21 protein-coding genes are annotated in these 22,605 nt (G+C 57.7%); 8 read left to right on the forward strand and 13 right to left on the reverse strand.

Features of this window, described 5'->3' with window-relative positions:
- Nucleotides 1-52 precede the first annotated feature (52 nt).
- Together PAG01S_RS08095 and iraP are read right to left on the reverse strand one after the other, a co-directional pair.
- Nucleotides 53-355 (reverse strand): PsiF family protein, encoded by a 303-nt coding sequence (locus PAG01S_RS08095; RefSeq protein WP_010255256.1) that lies wholly within the window; start codon nt 353-355, stop codon nt 53-55.
- A 115-nt stretch (nt 356-470) separates the two neighbouring features.
- Nucleotides 471-722 carry an anti-adapter protein IraP gene (gene iraP, locus PAG01S_RS08100; RefSeq protein WP_062758268.1) on the reverse strand — a complete coding sequence of 84 codons (252 nt, stop codon included), beginning with the start codon at nt 720-722 and terminating at the stop codon, nt 471-473.
- 601 nt (nt 723-1,323) lie between these two features.
- On the opposite strand from iraP, the gene PAG01S_RS08105 reads away from it, so the two are divergent.
- The gene (locus PAG01S_RS08105) at nt 1,324-4,461 is read left to right on the forward strand and encodes a beta-galactosidase (RefSeq protein ID WP_062758270.1); all 3,138 of its coding nucleotides are present in this window, start codon (nt 1,324-1,326) and stop codon (nt 4,459-4,461) included.
- Here the strand turns inward: PAG01S_RS08105 and PAG01S_RS21630 are convergent.
- Complete coding sequence (locus PAG01S_RS21630) at nt 4,343-5,617, reverse strand: multidrug efflux MFS transporter (RefSeq protein WP_073970658.1); 1,275 nt, start codon at nt 5,615-5,617, stop codon at nt 4,343-4,345. The two genes, PAG01S_RS08105 and PAG01S_RS21630, sit on opposite strands and share 119 nt — an antisense overlap.
- A gap of 434 nt (nt 5,618-6,051) precedes the next feature.
- Here PAG01S_RS21630 and PAG01S_RS08115 point away from each other — a divergent pair, with 434 nt between their 5' ends.
- The gene (locus tag PAG01S_RS08115) at nt 6,052-6,303 is read left to right on the forward strand and encodes a biofilm development regulator YmgB/AriR family protein (protein ID WP_010255246.1); all 252 of its coding nucleotides are present in this window, start codon (nt 6,052-6,054) and stop codon (nt 6,301-6,303) included.
- 9 nt (nt 6,304-6,312) lie between these two features.
- On the opposite strand, the gene PAG01S_RS08120 is transcribed toward PAG01S_RS08115, so the two are convergent.
- From PAG01S_RS08120 to PAG01S_RS08130, 3 genes are all read right to left on the reverse strand, one after another.
- The gene (locus PAG01S_RS08120; protein ID WP_010255244.1) at nt 6,313-6,633 is read right to left on the reverse strand and encodes a hypothetical protein; all 321 of its coding nucleotides are present in this window, start codon (nt 6,631-6,633) and stop codon (nt 6,313-6,315) included.
- Between the two features lie 155 nt (nt 6,634-6,788).
- Complete coding sequence (locus PAG01S_RS08125; protein ID WP_062758274.1) at nt 6,789-7,085, reverse strand: I78 family peptidase inhibitor; 297 nt, start codon at nt 7,083-7,085, stop codon at nt 6,789-6,791.
- Between the two features lie 272 nt (nt 7,086-7,357).
- Nucleotides 7,358-9,961, reverse strand: coding sequence for a bifunctional diguanylate cyclase/phosphodiesterase (locus tag PAG01S_RS08130; protein ID WP_062758276.1), 2,604 nt, complete (start codon nt 9,959-9,961; stop codon nt 7,358-7,360).
- Nucleotides 9,962-10,174: 213 nt separating this feature from the next.
- Here PAG01S_RS08130 and PAG01S_RS08135 point away from each other — a divergent pair, with 213 nt between their 5' ends.
- The 3 genes from PAG01S_RS08135 to PAG01S_RS08140 all read left to right on the forward strand — a co-directional run bounded on the left by PAG01S_RS08135 (nt 10,175) and on the right by PAG01S_RS08140 (nt 11,498).
- Entirely contained in the window at nt 10,175-10,825 is a 651-nt protein-coding gene (locus PAG01S_RS08135) for a CPBP family intramembrane glutamic endopeptidase (RefSeq protein WP_010255238.1), read from the forward strand.
- A gap of 172 nt (nt 10,826-10,997) precedes the next feature.
- Nucleotides 10,998-11,168, forward strand: coding sequence for a hypothetical protein (locus tag PAG01S_RS22410; protein WP_003850083.1), 171 nt, complete (start codon nt 10,998-11,000; stop codon nt 11,166-11,168).
- Nucleotides 11,169-11,267: 99 nt separating this feature from the next.
- A complete protein-coding gene (locus tag PAG01S_RS08140; RefSeq protein ID WP_029519422.1) occupies nt 11,268-11,498 on the forward strand; it encodes a hypothetical protein in 231 nt (76 codons plus the stop codon).
- A gap of 115 nt (nt 11,499-11,613) precedes the next feature.
- On the opposite strand, the gene yniD is transcribed toward PAG01S_RS08140, so the two are convergent.
- From yniD to PAG01S_RS08165, 6 genes are all read right to left on the reverse strand, one after another.
- On the reverse strand, nt 11,614-11,721 hold the full coding sequence (yniD, locus tag PAG01S_RS22725) for a small membrane protein YniD (RefSeq protein WP_022625163.1): 108 nt from the start codon (nt 11,719-11,721) through the stop codon (nt 11,614-11,616).
- Between the two features lie 121 nt (nt 11,722-11,842).
- Entirely contained in the window at nt 11,843-12,271 is a 429-nt protein-coding gene (locus PAG01S_RS08145) for an OsmC family protein (protein WP_010255233.1), read from the reverse strand.
- Nucleotides 12,272-12,329: 58 nt separating this feature from the next.
- Complete coding sequence (gene lldD, locus PAG01S_RS08150; RefSeq protein ID WP_062758278.1) at nt 12,330-13,517, reverse strand: FMN-dependent L-lactate dehydrogenase LldD; 1,188 nt, start codon at nt 13,515-13,517, stop codon at nt 12,330-12,332.
- Complete coding sequence (gene lldR, locus PAG01S_RS08155) at nt 13,517-14,290, reverse strand: transcriptional regulator LldR (RefSeq protein WP_062758280.1); 774 nt, start codon at nt 14,288-14,290, stop codon at nt 13,517-13,519. The genes lldD and lldR overlap by 1 nt, the downstream gene beginning before the upstream one ends.
- Nucleotides 14,287-15,942 (reverse strand): L-lactate permease, encoded by a 1,656-nt coding sequence (gene lldP / locus PAG01S_RS08160; protein WP_010255230.1) that lies wholly within the window; start codon nt 15,940-15,942, stop codon nt 14,287-14,289. The genes lldR and lldP overlap by 4 nt, the downstream gene beginning before the upstream one ends.
- Before the next feature lie 205 nt (nt 15,943-16,147).
- Nucleotides 16,148-17,317, reverse strand: coding sequence for a cyanate transporter (locus PAG01S_RS08165; protein WP_062758282.1), 1,170 nt, complete (start codon nt 17,315-17,317; stop codon nt 16,148-16,150).
- An 87-nt stretch (nt 17,318-17,404) separates the two neighbouring features.
- Here PAG01S_RS08165 and PAG01S_RS08170 point away from each other — a divergent pair, with 87 nt between their 5' ends.
- From PAG01S_RS08170 to dbpA, 3 genes are all read left to right on the forward strand, one after another.
- Nucleotides 17,405-18,265 carry a LysR family transcriptional regulator gene (locus tag PAG01S_RS08170; protein WP_062758284.1) on the forward strand — a complete coding sequence of 287 codons (861 nt, stop codon included), beginning with the start codon at nt 17,405-17,407 and terminating at the stop codon, nt 18,263-18,265.
- 90 nt (nt 18,266-18,355) lie between these two features.
- The gene (locus PAG01S_RS08175) at nt 18,356-19,744 is read left to right on the forward strand and encodes an amidohydrolase (protein WP_062758285.1); all 1,389 of its coding nucleotides are present in this window, start codon (nt 18,356-18,358) and stop codon (nt 19,742-19,744) included.
- A gap of 910 nt (nt 19,745-20,654) precedes the next feature.
- Nucleotides 20,655-22,037, forward strand: coding sequence for an ATP-dependent RNA helicase DbpA (gene dbpA / locus PAG01S_RS08185; RefSeq protein WP_062758287.1), 1,383 nt, complete (start codon nt 20,655-20,657; stop codon nt 22,035-22,037).
- Between the two features lie 35 nt (nt 22,038-22,072).
- Here the strand turns inward: dbpA and PAG01S_RS08190 are convergent, their stop codons facing one another.
- A complete protein-coding gene (locus PAG01S_RS08190) occupies nt 22,073-22,465 on the reverse strand; it encodes a YgiW/YdeI family stress tolerance OB fold protein (protein WP_010255219.1) in 393 nt (130 codons plus the stop codon).
- Nucleotides 22,466-22,605: the final 140 nt, after the last annotated feature.

The raw sequence follows: 22,605 nt of genomic DNA on the forward strand, positions 1-22,605 counted from the left end.
ATCAGCATTGCGCGGGAAGGAGAAGCGGCCACCTGCGTGACCGTGGGGATAATCAGCTTTTTTTCAGGCACTGGCTCATAAAGGTTTTACGCGCATCGCCCGCCAGTTTTTTATCACCAGCTTCGCCGTTACAGCTTTTCATTTTCATCTGCTGCGGTGACATCTGCGACAGCTTGCTGTCCTTTTTCAGGCATTCACTCATAAAGGTTTTGCGCGCATCCCCTTTAAGATCCTGTGATTTAGCATGCTGGTTACACATCGTCATCTTCTCCTGCTGCGGGGTCTTTTCCGCCGCACCGGCCAGTCCACTGACCAGCAGGCCCGCCATCATCATCGCCATTAAACCGACTTTCATCTTGTTATCTCCACAGTGGATTGTCCTTTGTTATTCTGGCAGCGAATAAGCAAAGCGGAAAATGTTTCAGGTCAAAGTGATGTGAAGATCCCATTCCAGTCTGGCACTGGGATCGTTACTGGCGAGGATGGCGGAGTAACTTTTCGATGTAATTGCGCAGCAGTTGCGCATTTTCATCTCCGGCATCGGCCACATTGTCTATTGCGGTTTCAATACTGGTGGTTATAGCCAGATGTTGTTGCGGCTCCAGCTTGCGAACCAGTGCGGTAACAACAATCTCCAGCGCTTCGATTTGCGCCATCTGCCCTTTGGCTGTCGCCTCTTTTTCAGCCAGCTTTACCAGCAATTCAGCAATCAGATTTTTCATGCTGTTATCTCAGCGGTGGAGAAAAGCTGAAATTATCACCACGCTGGTTAAAAAAACAGAGGGTAACCGCTACTTTTTTCAGTGAGTTAGCCCGCATTCCTCACCGTCTGCTCAGACGATTTCGGCTAACCTTGCGAGCGAAACGTTTTCCCTGCAATCAACGCTATGGTTAAACGTTTCGCCCGCCCGAAATCGGTCTTTCGCTTAGCGAGGATCGACAAATCCGCGGCCTGGTCCGCCGCCGTGTCCGCCCCAGCCACCGCCGCCGCCGCCTGGAGGCGGGAAAATACATCCGCTTAATGCAGTAACCAATGCCACAACGGCAGCCAGCTTAAAGATTCGTACCATATCTACCTCAGGGTGATGAAATCGGGCTGAGTGTATGGAGCCACCTGCATGGCGACAAGTGAGATTCTTCCGCATCCGGCGACTATTCATCTTTGCTGACCAGACTTAACGATTTACCACCATTAAGGCGGCACAATCTCAACATCCCGGCTGGGTTACAGTGCAAATTATTTGTGCAAATCGGGAGGGTGAACACTTTACAGGCAGCTTAATTTTGCGCATTGTGAGCGCATTACATTTACAGGATATAAACATGACTCTCTCTCAGGCTGCTTTCAGTGACATCCTCTCCCGGCGCGACTGGGAAAATCCGGTCGTGACCTCGCTGCATCGGCTGGATGCGCACCCGCCATTCGCCAGCTGGCGAGATGAAGTAGCCGCGCGGGATGACAGCCCCTCGGCGTCACTGCAGAGCCTCAACGGAGAGTGGGGTTTCCGTTATTTTACGCAGCCTGAAGCGGTTCCGGCCAGCTGGTTACTGCAGGATCTGCCGGACACTACGACCCTTCCGGTTCCGGCCAACTGGCAGATGCACGGCTTCGATGCGCCCATTTATACCAACGTGCAGTATCCGATTCCGGTCAATCCTCCGCTGGTACCCACAGAGAATCCAACCGGATGTTACTCGCTCACATTCAGCGCTGACGCAGCCTGGCTGCATAATGGGCAGACACGCATCATTTTTGACGGCGTAAACTCGGCCTTTCACCTGTGGTGCAACGGACACTGGATTGGCTACTCTCAGGACAGTCGTCTGCCCGCTGAATTCGACCTGACGCCTTATCTGCGGCCGGGCAAAAACCGGCTGGCAGTGATGGTGCTGCGCTGGAGCGACGGCAGTTATCTGGAAGATCAGGATATGTGGCGGATGAGCGGTATTTTCCGTGACGTCACGTTATTGCATAAACCGCAGGTGCATCTGGCCGATGTTCAGCTGGAAACCCGGCTCAGCCCGGAGTTTTACCGTGCCGAATTGCGTGCCCGGGTTCGTGTTGCTCTGCCAGCTGACGTCAGCTCGCGCTATCAGCTGCGCCTGACGCTGTGGCAGGGTGAACAGCAGATTGCTCAGTGTCAGCAGCCGCTGGGCAGTGCCATTATTGACGAGCGGGGTCACTATCCCGAACGCGCCCTGCTCAGCCTGCCGGTGGAACAGCCTGCGCTGTGGAGTGCCGAAACACCCCACCTCTATCGCGCCACGCTGGCGCTGCTGGATGAGAATCAACAGCTGATCGAGGTGGAAGCCTATGATGTCGGCTTCCGTCAGGTCACCATCGACACCGGACTGCTCTGTCTGAACGGCAAGCCGCTGCTGATCCGCGGCACCAACCGTCATGAACATCATCCGGAGCGCGGTCAGGTGGTGGATGAGGCGACGATGCGCCGCGACATTGAGCTGATGAAGCAGCACAATTTTAATGCGGTGCGCTGTTCGCACTATCCTAATCATCCGCTCTGGTATCGGTTGTGCGATCAGTATGGGCTTTATGTGGTGGATGAGGCCAATATCGAAACCCACGGTATGCAGCCGATGAACCGGCTCTCCGATGATCCCCGCTGGTTTGCCGCCTATAGCGAACGCGTGACGCGCATGGTGCAGCGCGATCGTAATCACTGCAGCATTATTATCTGGTCGCTGGGCAACGAGTCAGGACATGGTGCCACACACGATGCGCTCTACCGCTGGGTAAAAAGCAGCGATCCAACGCGTCCGGTTCAGTATGAAGGCGGCGGTGCGGATACCGCTGCTACCGATATCATCTGCCCGATGTATGCCAGGGTTGATGAAGATCAGCCCTTCCCGGCGGTGCCGAAATGGTCGCTGAAAAAGTGGATCGGTCTGCCGGGTGAGACGCGTCCGCTGATCCTGTGTGAGTACGCGCATGCCATGGGCAACAGCTTTGGCGGTTTTGCTAAGTACTGGCAGGCCTTCCGCCAGTTTCCGCGTCTGCAGGGCGGCTTCGTCTGGGACTGGGTTGATCAGAGCCTGACCCGCTATAACGATCAGGGCGAACCCTGGCAGGCCTACGGCGGCGATTTTGGCGATAAACCCAACGATCGTCAGTTCTGTATGAACGGGCTGGTATTTGCCGATCGCACGCCGCATCCGGCGCTTTATGAGGCGCAGTGCGCCCAGCAGTTCTGGCAGTTTGCCGTCGATCCCGGCGATCCGCTGAGCTTTACGGTCAGCAGCGACTATCTGTTCCGCCACAGTGACAACGAAGTGCTGCGCTGGCGCATCGAACAGGCGGGTCGTGTAGTAACGGAAGGAGAAGTGCCGCTGGATATCGTTCCACAGGGCCAGCAGCGGATCACGCTGCCGTCACCGCCAGCATTACAGGGCGAATGCTGGCTGAACGTCGCGGTTCATCAGATTCAACCGACCCAATGGAGCACCGCTGGCTGGCGTGTCGCCTGGCACCAATGGGCGCTGCCCTCATCGCTGGCGCTGCCATCAAAGCCGGAGAGCGGCCACGCACCGGGCCTGCACGATGATACCCGTGAGATTGTCATCACCCATCAGCAGCAACGCTGGCATTTTTCACGCCACAGCGGCGAACTGACGCAGTGGTTTGTGGATGAACAGCCCACACTGCTTTCACCGCTTCAGGACTGCTTTATTCGCGCCCCGCTCGACAATGACATCGGCACCAGCGAAGCGGAACGGGTTGATCCCAATGCCTGGGTCGAGCGCTGGAAAGCAGCGGGTTATGACCAGATGAGCAGCCAGCTGGTGTCGATGACGGCGAATGCGTTGCCACAGGCGGTGCAGATTGAGACGCTGCACAGCTGGCTCGCCCATGGCCAGATCGCCTTTATCAGCCGTAAACGTTATCTGATCAATGCGCAGGGTGAATTGCAGTTGCAGCTTTCCGTTGAGCAGTCGCGCGGATTGCCCCCGCCCGCGCGCATCGGATTACGCTGTGAGCTGACGCAGATACCACAACAGGTGAGCTGGCTCGGCCTGGGTCCGCATGAAAACTATCCCGATCGCCAGCTGGCCGCGCAGTTTTCCCGCTGGGAGCTGCCGCTGGATCAGCTCTCAACGCCTTATGTTTTCCCGGGTGAGAACGGTCTGCGCTGCGGCACCCGTCAGCTCGACAGCGGCAGCTGGCAGGTCAGCGGCGATTTCGCTTTCTCACTGAGCCGTTTTAGCCTGGAGCAGTTGCGGGAGGCATCACACCGCCACCATCTGCGTCCGGAAGCGGGCTGCTGGCTGCATCTGGATGCCTGCCACATGGGTGTCGGCGGCGATGACTCCTGGAGCCCCAGCGTCAGTCCTGAGTTTTTACTGACTCAGCAGCGCTGGCAGGCTGAACTGACGATTTGCCAGCCGACGCGGGCAGCGCTGTCTTCGGACGCCGGTAAAAGCGCTTCAGAAACAGCACGTTAATCAGCACGACCACGGCGGTGGCAAAAAAGACCCAGCGGAAACCGGCCACCGCCGACACCGCGGCGCCCAGCAGCGGACCCGCGACATTGCCGAGATACATAAAGGACTGGTTATAGCCGAAGATCCGGCCGGTGATGTTGTCACGCGAGTGACGCACCAGCAGGGTCTGCACCGCGGGCATCATCGCGCCATCGGCAAAGCCCAGCAGAAAACGTAATACCCCCAGCTGTGTCGTGCTGGTGACAAACGACATGGCGATAAACAGCAGCAGCGAGATGACCATCGTTGCCAGCAGGATACGCTGCGTGCCGATGCGATCGCCCAGTCGTCCCAGACGAGGCGCGGCCAGCAGTGCAGAGACGCCAGGCAGCGCGGCAATGACCCCGCTAAGAAAAGCGATATTCTCAGCGGTGGGTGCCAGTTCCCGCACAAAGAGCGTCAGGATCGGGTTCACCGATCCGTTGCACATCTGGATCACCATGGTGGTGAAAAAGAGGCAGAGCATCAGTTTTGGATTATCCAGCGAGCGGAAAACCTCGCGTCCGCTGAGCTTCTCCTTTTTACTCACCGGGATGTAACCGGTCTCCTTGATCAGGAACAGCGTCACCAGAAAGCTGACCATCAGCAGCGCTGCGGTGACAATAAACACCGTACGCAAACCGACCCAGTCTGCCAGCAGCCCGCCCAGCATCGGTCCCAGAATCACCCCGCCAATCTGACCGGTTGAGACACAGCTCAGCGCCCAGCCGCTGCGTTCACGCGGCACCTGAGCGGCCACCAGCGCCATGGCGTTGGGAATATATCCGGAGGTCAGCCCCATCAGGGCACGCAGCAGCAGCAACTGCCAGGCTTCGGTGACAAAAGCCTGTAGCAGAATTACCACGCCCATGCCAAAAGCGGCGCGCAGCAGCATCAGCTTACGGCCTTTACGATCGGCAAGACTGCCCCACAGCGGGGCTACGGCCGCCGAAACCACAAAGGTGATACTAAAGGTAAGACCCGACCAGAGGCTCAGTGATTCGCCACCGGTTACGCCAAGCTGCTCAAGGTAGAGCGGCAGAAACGGGATGATCTGACTGATGGCCAGGCCGGTAAAAAAACAGCCAAACCAGACCGAGATCAGGTTTATCTTCCAGGGTTCTATAGTGCGTGGCATGAGCAGATATTTTAAAGAGAGGGAATGTTCAGTCTAACGCGGCTATTCTCAGCGTGACCGACAAAACATGGCACAAATGGCAAAAGACCGGTTTCCTCTTTGATTCAGCGCAATCACCGGCGCAAATTTTCCAGCCCACCGGGTTTTTAGCGCGAAGCACGCGGGCGATGGTCTGGCCAGACCCGATCTCCCTCAATCCGGCCCGTCAATATAGAAAAATATGTCATTCTGTTACTGACAACTCTTCACCCCGCTTCTATGTTTAAAAAACCGCCAGCCGCGGCGGTATAGCAATCTTTTTAATCGGCGCGACATCCTCCGCAAAAAACGGTGCAGACCGTCCGGCTACGCTGAGGCGAACCAGCTTATTTCATGGTTATACGCCCTTATGCTCAGGTGTAAGGGAGGGAGTCTTGTTTTAGCGGAGGTGGGTAATGAGAGTACAACCTGACAGCGCCAGCCGTGCTATCAGCGACTATTTTAACAGCCCGGACTGGCGAATACCGCCTGAGTCCGATCTGCTGGCGGTGATTCTGCGTGAAATAATGGAAGCGGGAGAACCCGCCACCAATAAAGCCCTTATTGCGCGGGTTATCGATAAACTGGAAGTAGAGGGCGACGAGACGCAGTTGCAGCGTTATCGCACCCTGCTGGCGCAGTTGATCGACACGCAGCCGGAGGCGTAAACCCACCACCTACTTCACCCAGCGCAATTTATCCGCTTCGCTGATGCTGGCTCGTCCGCTGCTGCGCTGAAACAGGCACAGCTCCCGTCCACGCTTATTTTTCATCTGCGGCTGGGGATAACGTCCCTCCAGCAACAGTGCGCTGTAGCCCGTATTGTCGTCATACTCGATCGCCTCGCCCAGCACCTTTACTTTGCTCAGATGACTGGCGTTAATGCAGGCCTGCACCATCACCTGACGGCTCTTTTGCCAGGCCTCTTCACTGGAAGCCTGCGCCAGTGTGCTGCTGAGTAACAATGCGGGCAGAAGTGCCCCGATTATGCGTTTCATCTTCTCTGCTCCTGTTACGGCCTGAAGCCGCTAAAAAAATTCCCGCCGGGGCGGGAATAAACAAGACGAGCACTATCTATTGTGTGACGAGGAAGTTTCTTAAACGCGCTGCTATCCTCGCCTGCCGTTATGACAAACCTATGACATCTTTGCCGTTAACCACAATAAACTGAGCTGATATTGCCATTTTTGTCAGCCAGGAAGTTCAGCCGGTTAAGGTTGAAGTCCATGGTGACGGCAGAATTATAGGGAATGGCGCGGACCTTCTGTTCGAAGTGCTGACCCTGCAGCGCGGTTAACGGTTTACCGACATAATTCTGAAACTGAGAGGCACCACAGCGGTCAGCTTCGGGATCCTGCGCCACACTGGCGGTATCGGGCTTAGAGGCAGATTGACAGGCGGTTAATGCAAACAGCCCCATTACCAGCAGCCCTTTTCCATAAAATTTCACGTTTATTCTCCTGTTGGACGTGTAAAACCCTGCCCCAAGAGTAGCAAAGCGTACCTGCTGACCTGAACCCCTAAAAAGTAAAGTTGTTACAGCAGCATTAAACGGGTCGCGGCACAGGTCATTTTTTAAGATTAATCGCACTCATTGCCTAAAAAAAGCACAGCGGACCACTACAATATTAAGAATAGTCTTAGCCCTGAGGAGGTCATGATGGAACTGATTATTTTTGTCGTCTGCGCAATGCTGATGACCGCCGTGGCGGTTAAAGTCCGTTAAACGGGTTCAGCCTGGTTCTGCGCGGTTCTTTCCAGAAGCGTACTGAATGCAGCCAGCGGCATCGGTCGACCGAGGAAGTAGCCTTGCCCCTCTTCGCACGAGAGCTGTTTTAGCTGGTTCAGTTGCGCTTCTGTCTCAATCCCCTCAGCCGTAATTGTCAGGGCAAAGGCGCGTGCCAGCGCAATAATCCCCGCGACCACCGATTGTGCCTGCTGCGACTCCGGGAAATCTTTCATCCAGGAGCGATCGATCTTCAGCCCATTAAACGGGAAGGTCTTCAGGTAGCCCAGGGCCGCATAGCCGGTGCCGAAATCATCAACGGTTAACCTTACCCCGAGTGACCGTAAACCCTGCATCACCTCCAGCGCATGCTGCGGATGTTCAAAGGTCACGTTCTCCGTGATCTCCAGCTCCAGCCGGGTAGCCGGCAGGCCACTTTTCGCCAGCACATCTGCAACCCGCTGCACTAAATCGCTGGTGCGGAACTCCATGGGCGAAATATTAACCGAAACATAGCGATCGCCCCCCCATCCCAGCGCATCCTCACATGCGCGCATCAGCACCCAGTCGCTGATGGTGGCGATGAGACCGCTCTCTTCCGCCAGCGGAATAAAGTGATCGGGGGTAATCCACTCATCCGGCGCAATCTGCCAGCGAATCAGCGCCTCGGCACCTGCCAGCTGCCCCGTCAGCAGTTGATAGCGGGGCTGGTAGTGCAGGCGAAATTCATTGTTCTTCAGCGCTTTCTCAATCCGCCGCGCCATTTCACGCTTATCCTCACGCTGACTGGCCATCTCATTGGCATACCAGACCCACTGATTGCGTCCCGCTTCACGTGCTTCATTCAGGGCGATATCCGCCATGTGCAGCAGCGCTTCCGGATGGCTGGCATCCTGCGGTACACAGGCAATCCCCATGCTGACGGTGAGATAGTGGACATGCTGGCCGGTGCTGATGGGCTGCTGAACCTCGTGCACCAGCTGTGCGCAACGCTGATCGACCCGCTCACGGTTCGTTTCACGCAATACCAGCACAAACTCATCGCCACTCAGCCGCGCCACCAGCTCCTGCGGGCCGATACAGCGCTTCAGACGCTGCGCTATCTGGCTCAGCACTTCATCGCCCGCCGCATGGCCCCAGGTTTCATTAATCGGCCTGAACTGATCGAGATCGAGGGTAATCAGCGTCAGCGGCGCAGCGCCATCAGGCAGCTCTAGGTGTAGCGTCAGAAACTCCTGCAGCTGTACGCGGTTCGACAGGCCGGTTAAGACGTCGTGACGCGACAAAAAATGAATGCGCGCCTCGGCTTCCATGCTCTGAGTGATGTCCGACACCGTGCCGCGAAACCCGATACGTCGCGCCTCATGCCAGATTGTTTTCGCGACCAGCTGGCCGATACGGCGGTTGCCGTGCGCCGACATAAACTGACAGCGCAGTGGCATCTGTTGCCCTTCCTCCTCCTGACGCTGCAGCCAGGCGACCAGCGAATGGCTGGGATGCGTCAGCAGGTGATCGATGTGACGGCCCAGCCAGTGTGTAATATCGTGGCCGGTCACGGTTTGAAAGCGCGCTGAGAGGTAGATGAGGCGGCCCTCTTCATCCGTTTCCCAGATCCAGTCTGACGCTGCCTCAGCGAGATCGCGAAACCGCGCTTCGCTGTTGGCCAGCTCCTGCTGACTGATCGCCAGCAGGGCAAAGCGCCGGTCAGAAAGAATCGCATTAGAGAGCGCATGGCGGCTGACGCGATGGGTGATTATGCCAATGATGATCGCCATGAGCATCAGTAGTGGTAACAGAAACCAGACCAGGCCCATGCCAGGCATCTTTGGCGTCCAGCGCAGCACAATCAGATCGCCGCCGGGTAACGGTTGCACCATCCGCGGTTCACGCAGGGCATCCCCTGCACTGACGGGCAGGCGCAGTTCGCGCACATCCAGCGTGGCGCCCAGCGCCTGTAATTTGGCAGGGGTGAACAGATTCACAAACACCATGACTGACGCTGGCCCCGCTATCGGCGGCATATTCGTCAGTTTGCCGCTGCCGATGGGGGCGGCAACCACAATGGCGGGCAGATGATTAATCAGCGCATCACGGGTTATCGCCGCGTCGTTGCGCTGACGTGCCGCCGCAATCAGCGCTGGAGCCTCTTTTCCCAGCCAGGCTTCCAGCGGCGTATCCACCAGTTGCCCATTAATGACGCTGTACGTGGTGTGACCGTTGCCGTCGACCACGAATACGCCCTCATAGTGATACTCTTCGTAGAGGCCCGGACCAAAGTTCTCTTCGTCATAAGCCCAGACTTTGTTGACCCTGACATGGAGATTGCGCCAGGCTTCGCCCCAGAACGCATAATCCCGGATATCCGTGACCATCGCCTCCTGACGATTTTTCCACGCCTGCTGCATCAGCAACTGGTCATGCTCAACCGATACGCTGTTTTGCCGCTGCGCAATCGTCAGCACCATCAGCATCGAGAGCACCAGCACGCCAAACAGCAGCAGCGAAAGCGTGCGCAGGCTGCGCCGCGTAAAGCGGACAGTGCGGTCTTCAGCGGCATGACTGAATGGAGGCGAGGGTGGCGCCGGAGGGTTAGAAGTCATTAAGAGTGCTCACTACACAGTCAGAGTTTGAGATGACGGGCCTGCAATACAACATGCAGTGCTGACCAGATTAGTTTCCTCAGTTATCGGCTCACGCGCGCGGGTGTTTAGTCTGCGGTAAACATTTTGCGCTTAAATATTGTGTTACAGGCTGACTCGACAGCGATCTGGTGCATTGCTACTATGCGCTAACCTTCGCTGGCAGAGTCGCCTATGAATACCAATTCCGACAGAGTGACACTGACGCTGTTCTACGTCGGCAGCTTTGTGGTCTATTACCTGGTTACTATGCTGATCACGCTGTTCCCTAATTACAGCGTGCTGCGTAATGACGGCCTGCTGGTGCCGGTGCTCTGCCTGTTTGAATTTGCTGTTATCTATCCGCTTTACCGCTTTTACTGCCAGCGCCGTACAGACCTGCCGCTGGGTGAACTCTGCACCCTGCAAACTCTGCTGTTTACTGGCGCGCTATTTGTTCTGATGGCCGCACAGATGCAGTTCATGCAGCCGGAAGGATGGCTGGTGATGCAGGCCCAGCAGGGACGTAATTCGCTGCTGATCCTGCTGCTCACCGCCGTGCTGCTCGCACCGGTGTTTGAAGAGGTGCTGTTCCGCGGTTTTCTGTTGCAGGGCTTTCTGCTGTGGGCGCCACGGAGCCGCTTTGCCTGTATGCTGCTGACCTCACTGCTGTTTGCGGTGATGCATACGCAGTATGTGCACTGGCAGACCCTTATCGCCCTGACGCTGTTTTCGCTACTGCTCTGTTACGCCCGGCTGCGGAGTAACAGTCTGGCGCTGCCCATCTTCCTGCACACGCTGAATAACCTGATTGCGCTGCTGCCCGCCTGGTATTTCGCAGGCTAGCGCCAGGCCCGCCCCTTCTGACACACCTTACAGGCCGCCGCATCACACCCTGGCTGGCGGACCATAGCTCACACTGACAATGCCGCCCCGGCACCTTTGTCTATACTGGATGTTAAAAAGGGATAAAAAGCACCACAGTCCGGACCACCAGACCGTGTAAAGGAGAGGATCTATGTTGATAGGATTTGTGTTGTTAGTGAGCGCATGCGGCTACGATGCCTGCGAGGCGCTGCCGGTATCAGAGCGCATCTATCCGACGAAGGTCGACTGTGAAACGATGGCGAACCGCATTCATAAAGTCAGACCGAATGTGGTACTGCTGTGCGGCGAAGTACATCGCTAATTCAGGGCCAGGTTCAATAAAGCAGGGCTGTAACGTTGCAAGCTGACGCTTTAGCGTACAAAATATAAGCTGTTGTTAACCATTATCGTTGTGAATCCCATGAAAACATCACGCCCCCGTCGTCCTGGTGGACGCTGGGTTTACTATCTTTTGTATGATGGCATTCTGTGGCCCTGCCCCGTCCGTTGGGAGTGGGAGAGCAGCTATGGCGGCTGGCTGCCATTTTACTACACGCCAACCTTTGAGTTTGTGGTGGGCGATCCGCGCAAGGCTTATCGCATTGCGCGCAGCGATGTGCGGGCTAAAAGGCGCGAGGATGCCTTTGTCTGAGCGCGTTTATCGCCACGGCAGCCATGAGGCAGTAAGCAGATAGTGAACCGCTTCCAGCACAATAATCACCATTAATAATATGCCCAGCGTGTGGCGGCCAATCCCCTTCATCTGTTCAGGCCCAGATCATGGCAGCCCAGCGAATCAGCAGCAGCGCGCCACAGATGCACAACAGAACCAGCACCATCTTCCAGTACTTTTTGGCTGCCCGGTATCTCGTCACCTCAGTTTCCTCTGGTCAGAAAGCGAAGATGCGCCAGAAGGCGCATCTGTTCCGGTCAGCAACAGGACCGGTGAGGCATAGCATAACGCCCGGGCCGCCAAAAGGCGACCCGTTACCGGCATCAGTTGTTCAGGGTGTAATCCAGCGTAATTTCCGCGTTCAGTACCTGAGAAACCGGGCAGCCCGCTTTGGCTTTATTGATGATCTCGTCGAAGGTCGACTCATCAATGCCTGGCAGAGAGATGGTGCTGGTCAGTGCCACTTTGGTAATAGCAAAGCCATCGCCTTTTTTGTCCAGCGACACGTCGGCCGTGGTATCAATGCTTTCCGGCGGATGACCCGCGTTGCCCAGCATCAGCGACAGCGCCATAGAGAAACAGGCTGCATGCGCTGCACCAATCAGTTCTTCCGGGTTGGTGCCTTTGGCGCCTTCAAAACGGGTGTTAAAGCCATAAGGCTGCTGGCTCAGCACGCCGCTCTCGGTGCTGACGGTGCCTTTGCCTTTGATATCGCCTTCCCAATGCGCCGAACCTTTCTTATGAATGGTCATGTCGTTCCTCCTGTTGGTAAAGAAGCTAAGTATAGACAATACATTCATTTTCGCAGGCTCAACTCACCGCGCGGGGACGTGGCGGTGTGCTCTGTGGTGCCAGTAACGCTTCCGCCTGCACCAGCGAATCGCGGGTAATTTCACCGATCGACTTCGCGCCGGTGAGGGTCATGGCAACGCACATCTCTTTTTCAATCAGCGTCAGCAGGTTTTCTACGCCGCGCTGACCGTGGGTTGCCAGCGCATAGATAAATGCCCGTCCCAGCAGCACGCTGTCTGCGCCCAGCGCAATCATCCGCACCACATCCAGCCCGTTGCGAATGCCACTGTCCGCCAGAATGGCGATGTCACCTTTTACCGCATCGGCAATGGCCGGTAGCGCACGCGCCGAGGAGAGCACGCCATCCAGCTGGCGTCCGCCGTGATTAGAGACCACGATACCATCGGCGCCAAAGCGCACCGCATCACGCGCATCTTCCGGATCGAGAATGCCCTTGATTACCATCGGCCCATCCCAGAACTCGCGGATCCACTCCAGATCGCGCCACGAGATAGAGGGATCGAAATTATTAGCCAGCCAGCCGATGTAATCTTCCAGCCCGGTAGGCTTGCCCAGATACGTGGAGATATTCCCCAGATCGTGAGGGCGCCCCTGCAGACCCACATCCAGCGCCCACTGTGGATGGGTGACCGCCTGCCAGTAACGACGCAGCGCCGCGTGATTGCCGCTCATCCCGGAGTGCGCATCGCGATAGCGCGCGCCCGGCGTGGGCATATCCACGGTAAACACCAGCGTAGAGCAACCGGCGGCTTTGGCGCGCTCCAGCGCATTGCGCATAAAGCCGCGGTCGCGCAGCACATAGAGCTGGAACCACATGGGACGCTTAATCTGCGGGGCCACCTCTTCAATCGGGCAGACCGAGACGGTCGACAGGGTAAACGGAATGCCTTTCAGGTCTGCCGCACGCGCCGCCTGCACTTCACCCCGGCGGGCATACATGCCGCACAGGCCGACCGGTGCCAGCGCAACCGGCATCGACAGGGTTTCATTGAACAGTTTGGTTTCAAGACTCAGTTCCGACATATTTTTCAGAATGCGCTGGCGCAGCGCCACATCCGAGAGATCCTCTACGTTGCGACGCAGGGTGTGCTCGGCATAGGCACCGCCATCAAGATAGTGAAACAGGAACGGCGGCAGGATACGTTGCGCGGCCGCGCGATAGTCACTGGCAGCGGAGATAATCATCAGTCAGATTCCTTTGGGTTGCGTGTGTCGTTATCCGGTAAGCGGGTGATGCGCGCCTGACGCGCTTCATCTTCATGCAGGCTTTTCATGGTGGTGTGCACGAATCCCAGATGCTGCATCGCCGCATGGCGCGCAGCGTCGGCATCGCCCGTGAGGATCGCATCGAGCAGCGCCTGATGCTGTTCAGTCAGGCGGGCGAAAATCGCGGGCTGGGTATACATGCGCTGACGGCTCTGCATCACCGACGATTGCAGCAGCTCAAAAAAACCACGCATGGTCTGCAGCAGCACTACGTTGTGCGACGCCTCGGCAATCGCCAGATGGAAGCGTACATCCGCCTGGGCGGCGAGATCGGGATCGTCACTCTCTTTCAGCTTCAGGGTGGCGTCGAAAGCGTACTGCAGCTTCTCTTTGTCGGCATCGGTGGCGCGCAGTGCGGCGTGCCAGGCGGTGCTGGCCTCGATGGCATGGCGCGCTTCCAGAATGTCGTAGCGGTAGTCGGGATCGTCGCGCAGTAGCTGGCGAATCGGCTCGACGATGCGCTGTTCCGACCAGGGCGCCAGCTGCTGACGGATCCAGGTGCCGCCGCCGCGTCGGCTAATCAGCATGCCGTTGCTGATCAACTGTTGTATGGCTTCACGCAGCGAGGAGCGGGAGACGCCAAGCTCCGCAGAGAGCTGCCGCTCGGCGGGCAGGCGCATGCCCGGCTCGAGCTGATGTTCGGTGATATAGGCCCGCAGGCGCGTCACCAGCGGATCGGCATTGCTGCTCATGGGATCATCCAGGGGAAGACGTAGGCCTGAAGCGTGGTTATCACACCGACCATACAGGTGAAAATCAGGCTGTGTTTAACGGTAAACCGGAACAGGTCGGACTCTTTACCCACCAGCCCGACCGCCGCACAGGCGATAGCGATCGACTGCGGCGAGATCATCTTACCGGTCACGCCACCGGTGGTGTTGGCCGCCACCAGCAGAATATCGGAGACGCCAATCTGCTGCGCGGTCGTGGCCTGTAAAGCAGCAAACAGCGCATTCGATGAGGTGTCTGATCCGGTCAGGAAGACGCCCAGCCAGCCCAGGAACGGTGAGAAGAAGGTAAAAGCGTGGCCGGTGTGCGCCAGCGCCAGTGCCAGCGTCGCAGACAGCCCGGAGTAATTCGAGATAAAGGCAAAGGCCAGTACCATCCCGATAGAGTAGATCGGCAGCGCCAGCTCTTTCAGCGTTTCACCAAAAGTCTGCAATGCTGCCTTTGGCTTCATGCGCAGGAAAATCATCGCCATGATCGCCGCAATTAAAATGGCGGTGCCGGTGGCGGACACCAGATCCAGCTTAAAGATGGCCGGATAAGGGGTTGCAGTGCCGACCACGGGCGGCATCCGCGCCACCAGCTCATTCAGCATCGGCACCGGCATAGCCAGCACCCACTCATAGAGCGCGCCGCCTTTGGCGAACAGCGCTTTAAACGGCGGGATACTCCAGAGCGTGACGGTGGCGGTGAGAAACAGGAACGGCATCCAGGCGCGGATCACCTGCCCCAGCCGATACTTCTGCGGTGGCAGCAACGGATCGCCCTGTTTCGCCTCTGCATCGGCAAAGCGGAAGATGCGCACCGGCTTCCAGACCCGCAGGAACAGCGTCAGCGAAATCAGCGAGGCGAGCGACGAGATAATATCGGGCAGCTCCGGACCCAGGAAGTTGGAGCTGAGGAACTGGGCAATGGCAAACGATCCTCCTGCCACGACCACCGCCGGCCAGGTCTCTTTCACTCCGCGCCAGCCATCCATGATCGCCATAATCCAGAACAGCACAATCAGGGTCAGCAGCGGCAGCTGGCGTCCGGCCATCTGGCCGATGGCAAAACTGTCCAGCCCGGTCACCTGCCCCGCCACAATAATCGGGATGCCCATCGCGCCAAAGGCCACCGGCGCGGTGTTCACAATCAGGCAGAGCCCGGCGGCGTAGAGCGGATTAAAGCCGAGTCCCACCAGCAGCGCGGCGGTAATCGCCACCGGCGCACCAAAGCCCGCAGCACCCTCCAGAAACGCCCCGAACGAGAAGCCGACAATCAGCATCTGCAGACGCTGATCGGGAGTAATCGACAGGATAGAGGCGCGGATAATGTCGAACTGGCCGGTTTTGACTGAGATCTTGTAGACGAACACCGCGGCGACAATAATCCAGGCAATCGGCCACAAGCCATAGAGAAAGCCATACACCACGGCGGCCAGCGCCTGTGCAACCGGCATCTGATAGAGAAACAGCGCCACCAGCAGCGCCAGCACCACGGTGGTGGTGGCCGCCAGGTAGCCTTTCATCTTCAGCTTAATCAGCGCAAAGAAGAAAAAGAGAATCGGGATCAGTGCGATCAGGCTTGAAAGCCAGATATTACCCAGCGGATCGTAGTTTTGTTGCCAGATCTGCATGCCAGTATCTCCAGAGGAAAAGGTGACGTGGCACGCAGCCGCAGCGCTGGTGCCATCTGCCCCGGATTGGTCAGACCAAACTGCTCTATCGGGGCTTATGGCAACAGATAGTTAACGCATTGTTAACCTGTGGCAACAGAAGATGCGCGAATTTTCCCGGAGTGTGAACCAGAGAAAAATATTGCCGGGATTGGTCGGACCAAAATCAGCGATTCACCTCTGGAAAGGCGTGCTGATAGCTGCGCGGATGGAAACGCAGATTAAGCACGATTAACAGCAGCGTGACCGCCGCCTGCAATAACCAGACGCTGGTGAAGTGACCGGTGAGCGCATGCAACTGCCCGGCGATAAACGGCATGCTGCCCGCGATAATAAAGCCGACGCCCTGCATAAAAGCCACCAGCCGCGCGCCAGCCTGCGGCTGCTCCAGATGATCCAGCGCCAGCACCAGCGCCAGCGGAAATGCCCCGCCCAGCCCGAAGCCCGCAATCCCCGCCCAGAGCCACGGCGCCAGTTGTGGCGCAAACAGGAAACCGAGCATGCCGCTGAACTGCATCGCCAGTGTCAGCAGCAGCAGCGGACGGCGATCGCGGCCCCGCGCCAGCAAGGGCAGCAGCAGCGCACCCGTGACCTGACAGCCGATCATCATGCCAAGCAGTGAACCGCCCGCCTGCGCGCTCCAGCCGAGTTGATGATAAAAATCGGGCAGCCAGGCGACACAGATGGCATATCCGCCGTTCACCAGACCGAAGCTCAACGCCAGCGTCCAGGCGCGGGTTTTCCGCCACAGCGAAGGCAGAGCGGCGGCCTCCGACCGGACTGCACGTGGTGTGGTGATAAACAGCCAGAGCATAATGGCCAGCACCACCGGCAGCGCCCAGCTGCTCAGCGCGCCCTGCCAGCCAAGCTGCCCATTCAGCCACGGCGAGATCGCCGCGCCAATCCCACCGCCGCCCATCAGCGCCGCTGCCCACAGTCCGGTCACGCCGGCACTGCGGCTGCCAAATCGCTGACGGATCAATCCCGGCATCGCCATCTGCACGATGCCAATGCCCGCCCCTCCCGGCACAGTACTCAGCACCAGCCAGCCTCCGTCAGCCACAAACAGCCGACTCACCAGCGCCAGCAGCAACAGCAACAGGCCACCCAGCAGCAGTTTACGCACCGCAAAGCGCTGCATCAGCGGGGCGCTGACTAACGCAATGGCACCCATCATCATCATCGGCACCGCAGGCAACAGCGATGCCGCCAGCGGCGACAGACCGATGCTCTGCCTCAGCTCGCCGAGTAACGGACTGACCGAGGTCATCAGCGGTCGCATATTGAGCCCGGCCAGCACCAGCGCCGCCAGCAGCAGGTTGTTCTCTCTCTTCATCTGAGATCCACACAGTTAAAAGTTGCCAGCCTGGCAGCAGTCGCTACTATCTGGAAATGAAATATTACTCTGCCAGGTAGTGGAAATATGAATCGTCAGCCGATGTTTACTCCGCAGCAGCTGCTCAGCTTTGTCGCGGTGTGCGAAACCGCCAGCTTTACCCGCGCCGCTGACCGGGTGCACCTGTCGCAGTCCACCGTCAGCCAGCAGGTGCGACGGCTGGAGGAGATGGTCGGCAAAGAGCTGCTGAACCGCTCCTCGCATCAGGTGCAGATCACCGAAGAGGGCGAGAAGCTTTTAGGCTACGCCCGGCGGATTATCGCCCTGAATGGGGAAGCGCACGATGTGCTGAGTGACCAGTGGCGCGACGGTGTGCTGCGTCTTGGCGTGCCGGAAGATTTCGCCGCGCCCACGGCCGGTCTGCTGGCGCACTTCAGTCGCGACCATCCGCAACTTCGGCTGGACGTGATGAGCGGCATGCAGGTGGAGTTGCGGCGCGCCTGGCAGCGTGAAGAGCTCGACATCATGCTGATTAAGCAGCCTTATGGCGAGCGTCCGCTGGCGTCGCGTCCTGAACCCCTGCTGTGGCTCGATAGCGCAGAGTGGCCCTGCTTTGAGCAGACGCCGGTACCGCTGGTGCTGTTTCCCCAGCAGGGGCTCTATCGCGATGAGATGTGTCAGACGCTCGACGCACTGGGCCGTAGCTGGCGCATTAGTTACAGCAGCGCCAGCCTGGTCGCGCTGGCCGCCGCCAGTGCGCAGGGTCTGGGGCTGACATTACTGCCCGCCAGCTGCCGCCTGCCGCAACATCGGATACTGGGCCCGGAACAGGGTCTGCCGGTGATTGATACCTTCGAACTGGCGCTGTTCTGTCGTCATCCGCAGGATCCGCTGCAGCGCGAGCTGGCGGAATCCCTGGCAACCTTCAGCCAGCTGCGCTGGCAGTGAGATATCGAATAGTCGTCAGTGGAAAATAACGCAGCAGGGTGGAGCGTCGTTTGTCAGATTAAGACCTTGTTCACTTTGCAGGAGCCTCTGATGCCTATTTCCTCTTCGCCGAGCCGCCGTGATTTCCTTGGGCAGAGCGTCCGCTGGACCGCCGCAGGCGGCTTGCTGGCCGCCGGTCTCGGCCAGGCCAGTGCCGCCACGCCATCACCTTTGTCCTCCATCAATCCCGACCAGCCCGCCGCCCTGCCCCGGCAGGATCACTATCTGCTGCGCAATGTGCGGCTGGAGGAGGGCTTTATCCGTGAGGATGATGAGATCGTTGCGACCCGCACCGGGCGTTACGACATCAGCGTGCGCGACGGTAAAATTGACCAGCTGACACCCGCCGGTCAGGGTGACAGCACCCTGCCGTCGTGGGATGCACAGGATGCCCTGCTGCTGCCCGCCACCCAGGATATGCATATCCACCTTGATAAAACTTTCTACGGCGGCCCGTGGCAGGCTCCGCGTCCCCGTCAGGGCAAAACCATCATGGATATGATTGCGCGTGAACAGGTGCTGATTCCGCAACTGCTGCCGCACTCTCAGGCGCGCGCCGAAGGGTTGATCGCTCTGCTGCACGCCAAAGGCAACACCCGCGCCCGCAGCCATTGCAATATCGATCCGGTCAGCGGCCTGCAAAGTCTGGAGCATCTGCAGGCGGCATTAGCCCGTCACCCCGCCTTTCCCTGCGAGATTGTAGCCTTTCCCCAACATGGCCTGCTGCACTCGCAGGTCGATGGGCTGATGCGCGAGGCGATGCAGCACGGCGTTGAGTATGTCGGCGGCCTGGACCCCACCAATGTCGATGGTGCCATGGAGAAGTCACTGGATGCGATGTTCCAGATTGCGCTCGACTATCAGCGCGGCGTGGATATACATCTGCATGAAACCTCACCTGCTGGCGTGGCGGCGATTCAGTACATGATTGACACCGTGGCAAAGAATCCGGCGCTGAAGGGCAAAGTGACGCTGAGCCACGGTTTTGCGCTGGCGACCCTGTCCGGCAGTACGCTGGATAAGATGATCGCAGGGCTGGCGGAGCAGCAGTTCAGCGTCGCCTCTACGCTGCCGATCGGCAAGCTGACCATGCCGATTCCGCAATTACAGGCAGCGGGCGTGAAGGTGATGACCGGCACCGACAGCGTTATCGATCACTGGTCACCGTTTGGCACCGGCAGCATGCTGGAAAAAGCGAACCTTTATGCGCAGCTCTATCGGGGATCGGATGAGTTCTCGCTGTCGCGGGCGCTGGCGATCGCCACAGACGATCGGCTGCCGCTGACAGCCCAGGGTGACCGCCAGTGGCCAGTACCGGGCGATGAAGCGAGCATGATGCTGGTAGCGGCGAGCTGTTCCGCCGAAGCCGTGGCACGGATTTCGCCAGTCGTCGCGACCTTCTCGCGCGGTAAACCGGTGTTTGCGCTGGCCCCGGCCTGAAACAGCAGGGCTGCGGACAAAAACGCCGGGAGCGTTTTTGAACAACGCAACGCGTTGGCCCGGCTACGGGCGCACCTCAGGGATGAGGTGCGTAATCGCCCGCGCTGAGCCTTCTCAGCAAATGCGGAGAGATCGAGCCGGCTCAGGCCCGGTTACAGACGACCACCTTACCTAAAGCGCCGGGAGCCAGTACCTGCCCCACAACGCAAACCCACTCCCCCCAAAAACAACAGAGCCTCCACAAGGGAGGCTCTGCATTTACCTGAGCGGAGTGCGGGTTACGCGCTTTTGGCCCATTTATCATTCGACATTAGTTCCATTGCCAGCGCGTATAAGCGACGATCTTCCTGATCACAGGGCTCATCTTCCGCATAACACGCAATCATCGAAGCGATCTTATCAGCCGATAAGCTCTCTCCATGAACATGCAGTGTCAGTACGGCGCGGCCTACTATTTTAAGCACATTTTCATGTGGTCCCTGGATGCGATTACTCAATGCAAATACCCTCTACCGGTCGTTGTACCAGGAATATGGCGCGCTAAATATAAAGCAATTAGCTCAGGATTTTTATCGGCACTAGTGGTGATATTTTTTAATGATTAATTCTATTACTGGAGTAGTATTTAAGGATTTATCTGATTAACAATGAAATAAATATTTAAAAACGGCTACTTATCAAATAATCGCTGGCCTCAAAAGATCCTCATCCTGGAACAATCACATTGAGTCGGGGTTAATCTATAAAAATAAACCACCTTTTTCCCGTAAAGTTCAGTCTATTCCTAAGCCCTCTGACAGATATAGTTTCATACTGCTAACCATCGAGGTTCCCGTTGCTGTCAGGCGTGCTTTCTGCCAGACTTGCCCCGCAATAATGCCCTACACTTTCAGCCTCAGAGGCCGCGCCCGTGACCGCTTTTTCTACCCTCAATTCGCTTCCCGACAGCCAGCTCGAAAACCTGCGCGAGATGGGCTACACCAGCATGACGCCCGTGCAGGCCGCCACGCTGCCCGCCATTCTGCAGGGACGCGACGTGCGCGCGCAGGCGAAAACCGGCAGCGGTAAAACGGCTGCCTTTGGTATTGGTTTACTGCACCATATCGACAGCGCCCGCTTTCAGACCCAGGCACTGATTCTCTGTCCGACCCGTGAACTGGCGGATCAGGTAGGCAATGTGCTGCGCCAGCTGGCGCGCTTCACCCGCAACATCAAAGTTCTCACTCTGTGTGGCGGACAGCCGATGAGCGCACAGCGTGATTCGCTGGTGCATCCGCCCCATATCGTGGTCGGCACGCCGGGTCGTATCCTCGACCACATTAACCGCGAAAACCTCAAGCTGGACCAGCTCAGCACGCTGGTCCTGGATGAAGCCGATCGGATGCTGGAGATGGGTTTCCTGAATGATATGGAAACGATCATTGAAGCGACGCCCGCTTCGCGCCAGACGCTGCTCTTTTCCGCCACCTGGCCAGACGGCATTACGGCTATCAGCACCCGCTTTCAGCGTGATGCGCTGAGCGTGGTGACAGAAGATGTCAGCGAACTGCCTTCAATCGATCAGCAGTTTTTCGAAGCCAGCCACAATGAAAAACTGGGTCTGCTGATAGCCCTGCTCAGCGATCGTCAGCCCTCATCCTGTGTGGTCTTCTGCAACACCAAACGTGAATGTGATGATGTCGCCGCGGCGCTTAACGCGCGTGATATCAGCGCCCTGCCCTTGCATGGCGATCTGGAGCAGCGCGATCGCGAACGCGTGCTGATCCGCTTCGCTAACGGCAGTGGTCGCGTGCTGGTCGCCACCGACGTCGCTGCACGCGGACTCGACATCAAATCGCTGGCGATGGTGGTTAACTATCAGCTCGCCTGGGACCCTGAAATTCACCTGCACCGTATTGGTCGTACGGCGCGTGCGGGCGAACATGGCGTTGCGGTCAGCCTGGTTGCTGCCGATGAGATGGCTCGCGCGCATGCGCTGGAAGATTTCCTGCAGCAGAAGCTGCCGTGGGTCTCTGCCAGCACGCTGAAAAAGGGCAGCAGCAAGCCGCTGCCTGCAGCTATGATGACTTTGTGCATTGATGGTGGCCGTAAAGCCAAGATACGTCCGGGAGATATTCTGGGCGCGCTGACGGGTGAAGCGGGTTATCGTGCCGAGCAGATCGGCAAAATTGTCCTGACGCCGACCCACGCCTACGTGGCGATTGAGGCGAATCAGGCCAAAATTGCGCTGGTTAAACTCAAGCAGGGCAAAATCAAAGGCAAAACCTGCCGGGCGATTCTGCTGAAGGACTAAATAAAACGGGCGAGAAGATTATCTCGCCCGGTTTGTTACGGCTCTTCGATTTGGGTCACATGCAGCGTGGTTTTATCCCCTTTGCCCTGTACCTTGCCACTGACGCGTACTTTGTCTTCTGCGGTGTAGGTTTTACCATCAAAGGTCTTCTTCGGCGCGATAATCGGTAAGGTGCCGGTGTTGTCACGGAACTGATACCGTTCGCCCTGCTCTTTCTTCACGATGTAACCTTCCAGCGTCACATATCCGCCCTGACGGAAATCGCGGATCTGATCAATATGCGTCTGACCGGTATCTTCTGAACCTTTATAGCCGGCATCCTGCTTGTGTTGCGGTGGTGGCGTATCGCCCGCTTTGTATCCGCCCTCTTCGGCCGAAACACCCGCACTCATCATCACCAGCAACGACGCCAGAATCACTTTTTTCATTTCACACTCCTTTATTGGAAAGGTGTCCATGTTGAACCTTCAGGGTTAATCCTGGCACATTAATTGGCGTCCGTTTTATTTCACCCTTCTCTTCTCACCTTTTTCCATTTGCTGCCGATAACCTGTTCACACCCTATTTC

The sequence above is a fragment of the Pantoea agglomerans NBRC 102470 genome, from assembly GCF_001598475.1.
Classification (GTDB): domain Bacteria; phylum Pseudomonadota; class Gammaproteobacteria; order Enterobacterales; family Enterobacteriaceae; genus Pantoea; species Pantoea agglomerans.

Coding starts and splice junctions, on each gene's coding strand:
- PAG01S_RS08095 (WP_010255256.1), bottom strand. CDS start 355: ATGAAAGTCGGTTTAATGGCGATGATGATGGCGGGCCTGCTGGTCAGT.
- iraP (WP_062758268.1), bottom strand. CDS start 722: ATGAAAAATCTGATTGCTGAATTGCTGGTAAAGCTGGCTGAAAAAGAG.
- PAG01S_RS08105 (WP_062758270.1), top strand. CDS start 1,324: ATGACTCTCTCTCAGGCTGCTTTCAGTGACATCCTCTCCCGGCGCGAC.
- PAG01S_RS21630 (WP_073970658.1), bottom strand. CDS start 5,617: ATGCCACGCACTATAGAACCCTGGAAGATAAACCTGATCTCGGTCTGG.
- PAG01S_RS08115 (WP_010255246.1), top strand. CDS start 6,052: ATGAGAGTACAACCTGACAGCGCCAGCCGTGCTATCAGCGACTATTTT.
- PAG01S_RS08120 (WP_010255244.1), bottom strand. CDS start 6,633: ATGAAACGCATAATCGGGGCACTTCTGCCCGCATTGTTACTCAGCAGC.
- PAG01S_RS08130 (WP_062758276.1), bottom strand. CDS start 9,961: ATGACTTCTAACCCTCCGGCGCCACCCTCGCCTCCATTCAGTCATGCC.
- PAG01S_RS08135 (WP_010255238.1), top strand. CDS start 10,175: ATGAATACCAATTCCGACAGAGTGACACTGACGCTGTTCTACGTCGGC.
- PAG01S_RS22410 (WP_003850083.1), top strand. CDS start 10,998: ATGTTGATAGGATTTGTGTTGTTAGTGAGCGCATGCGGCTACGATGCC.
- PAG01S_RS08140 (WP_029519422.1), top strand. CDS start 11,268: ATGAAAACATCACGCCCCCGTCGTCCTGGTGGACGCTGGGTTTACTAT.
- PAG01S_RS08145 (WP_010255233.1), bottom strand. CDS start 12,271: ATGACCATTCATAAGAAAGGTTCGGCGCATTGGGAAGGCGATATCAAA.
- lldD (WP_062758278.1), bottom strand. CDS start 13,517: ATGATTATCTCCGCTGCCAGTGACTATCGCGCGGCCGCGCAACGTATC.
- lldR (WP_062758280.1), bottom strand. CDS start 14,290: ATGAGCAGCAATGCCGATCCGCTGGTGACGCGCCTGCGGGCCTATATC.
- lldP (WP_010255230.1), bottom strand. CDS start 15,942: ATGCAGATCTGGCAACAAAACTACGATCCGCTGGGTAATATCTGGCTT.
- PAG01S_RS08165 (WP_062758282.1), bottom strand. CDS start 17,317: ATGAAGAGAGAGAACAACCTGCTGCTGGCGGCGCTGGTGCTGGCCGGG.
- PAG01S_RS08170 (WP_062758284.1), top strand. CDS start 17,405: ATGAATCGTCAGCCGATGTTTACTCCGCAGCAGCTGCTCAGCTTTGTC.
- PAG01S_RS08175 (WP_062758285.1), top strand. CDS start 18,356: ATGCCTATTTCCTCTTCGCCGAGCCGCCGTGATTTCCTTGGGCAGAGC.
- PAG01S_RS08190 (WP_010255219.1), bottom strand. CDS start 22,465: ATGAAAAAAGTGATTCTGGCGTCGTTGCTGGTGATGATGAGTGCGGGT.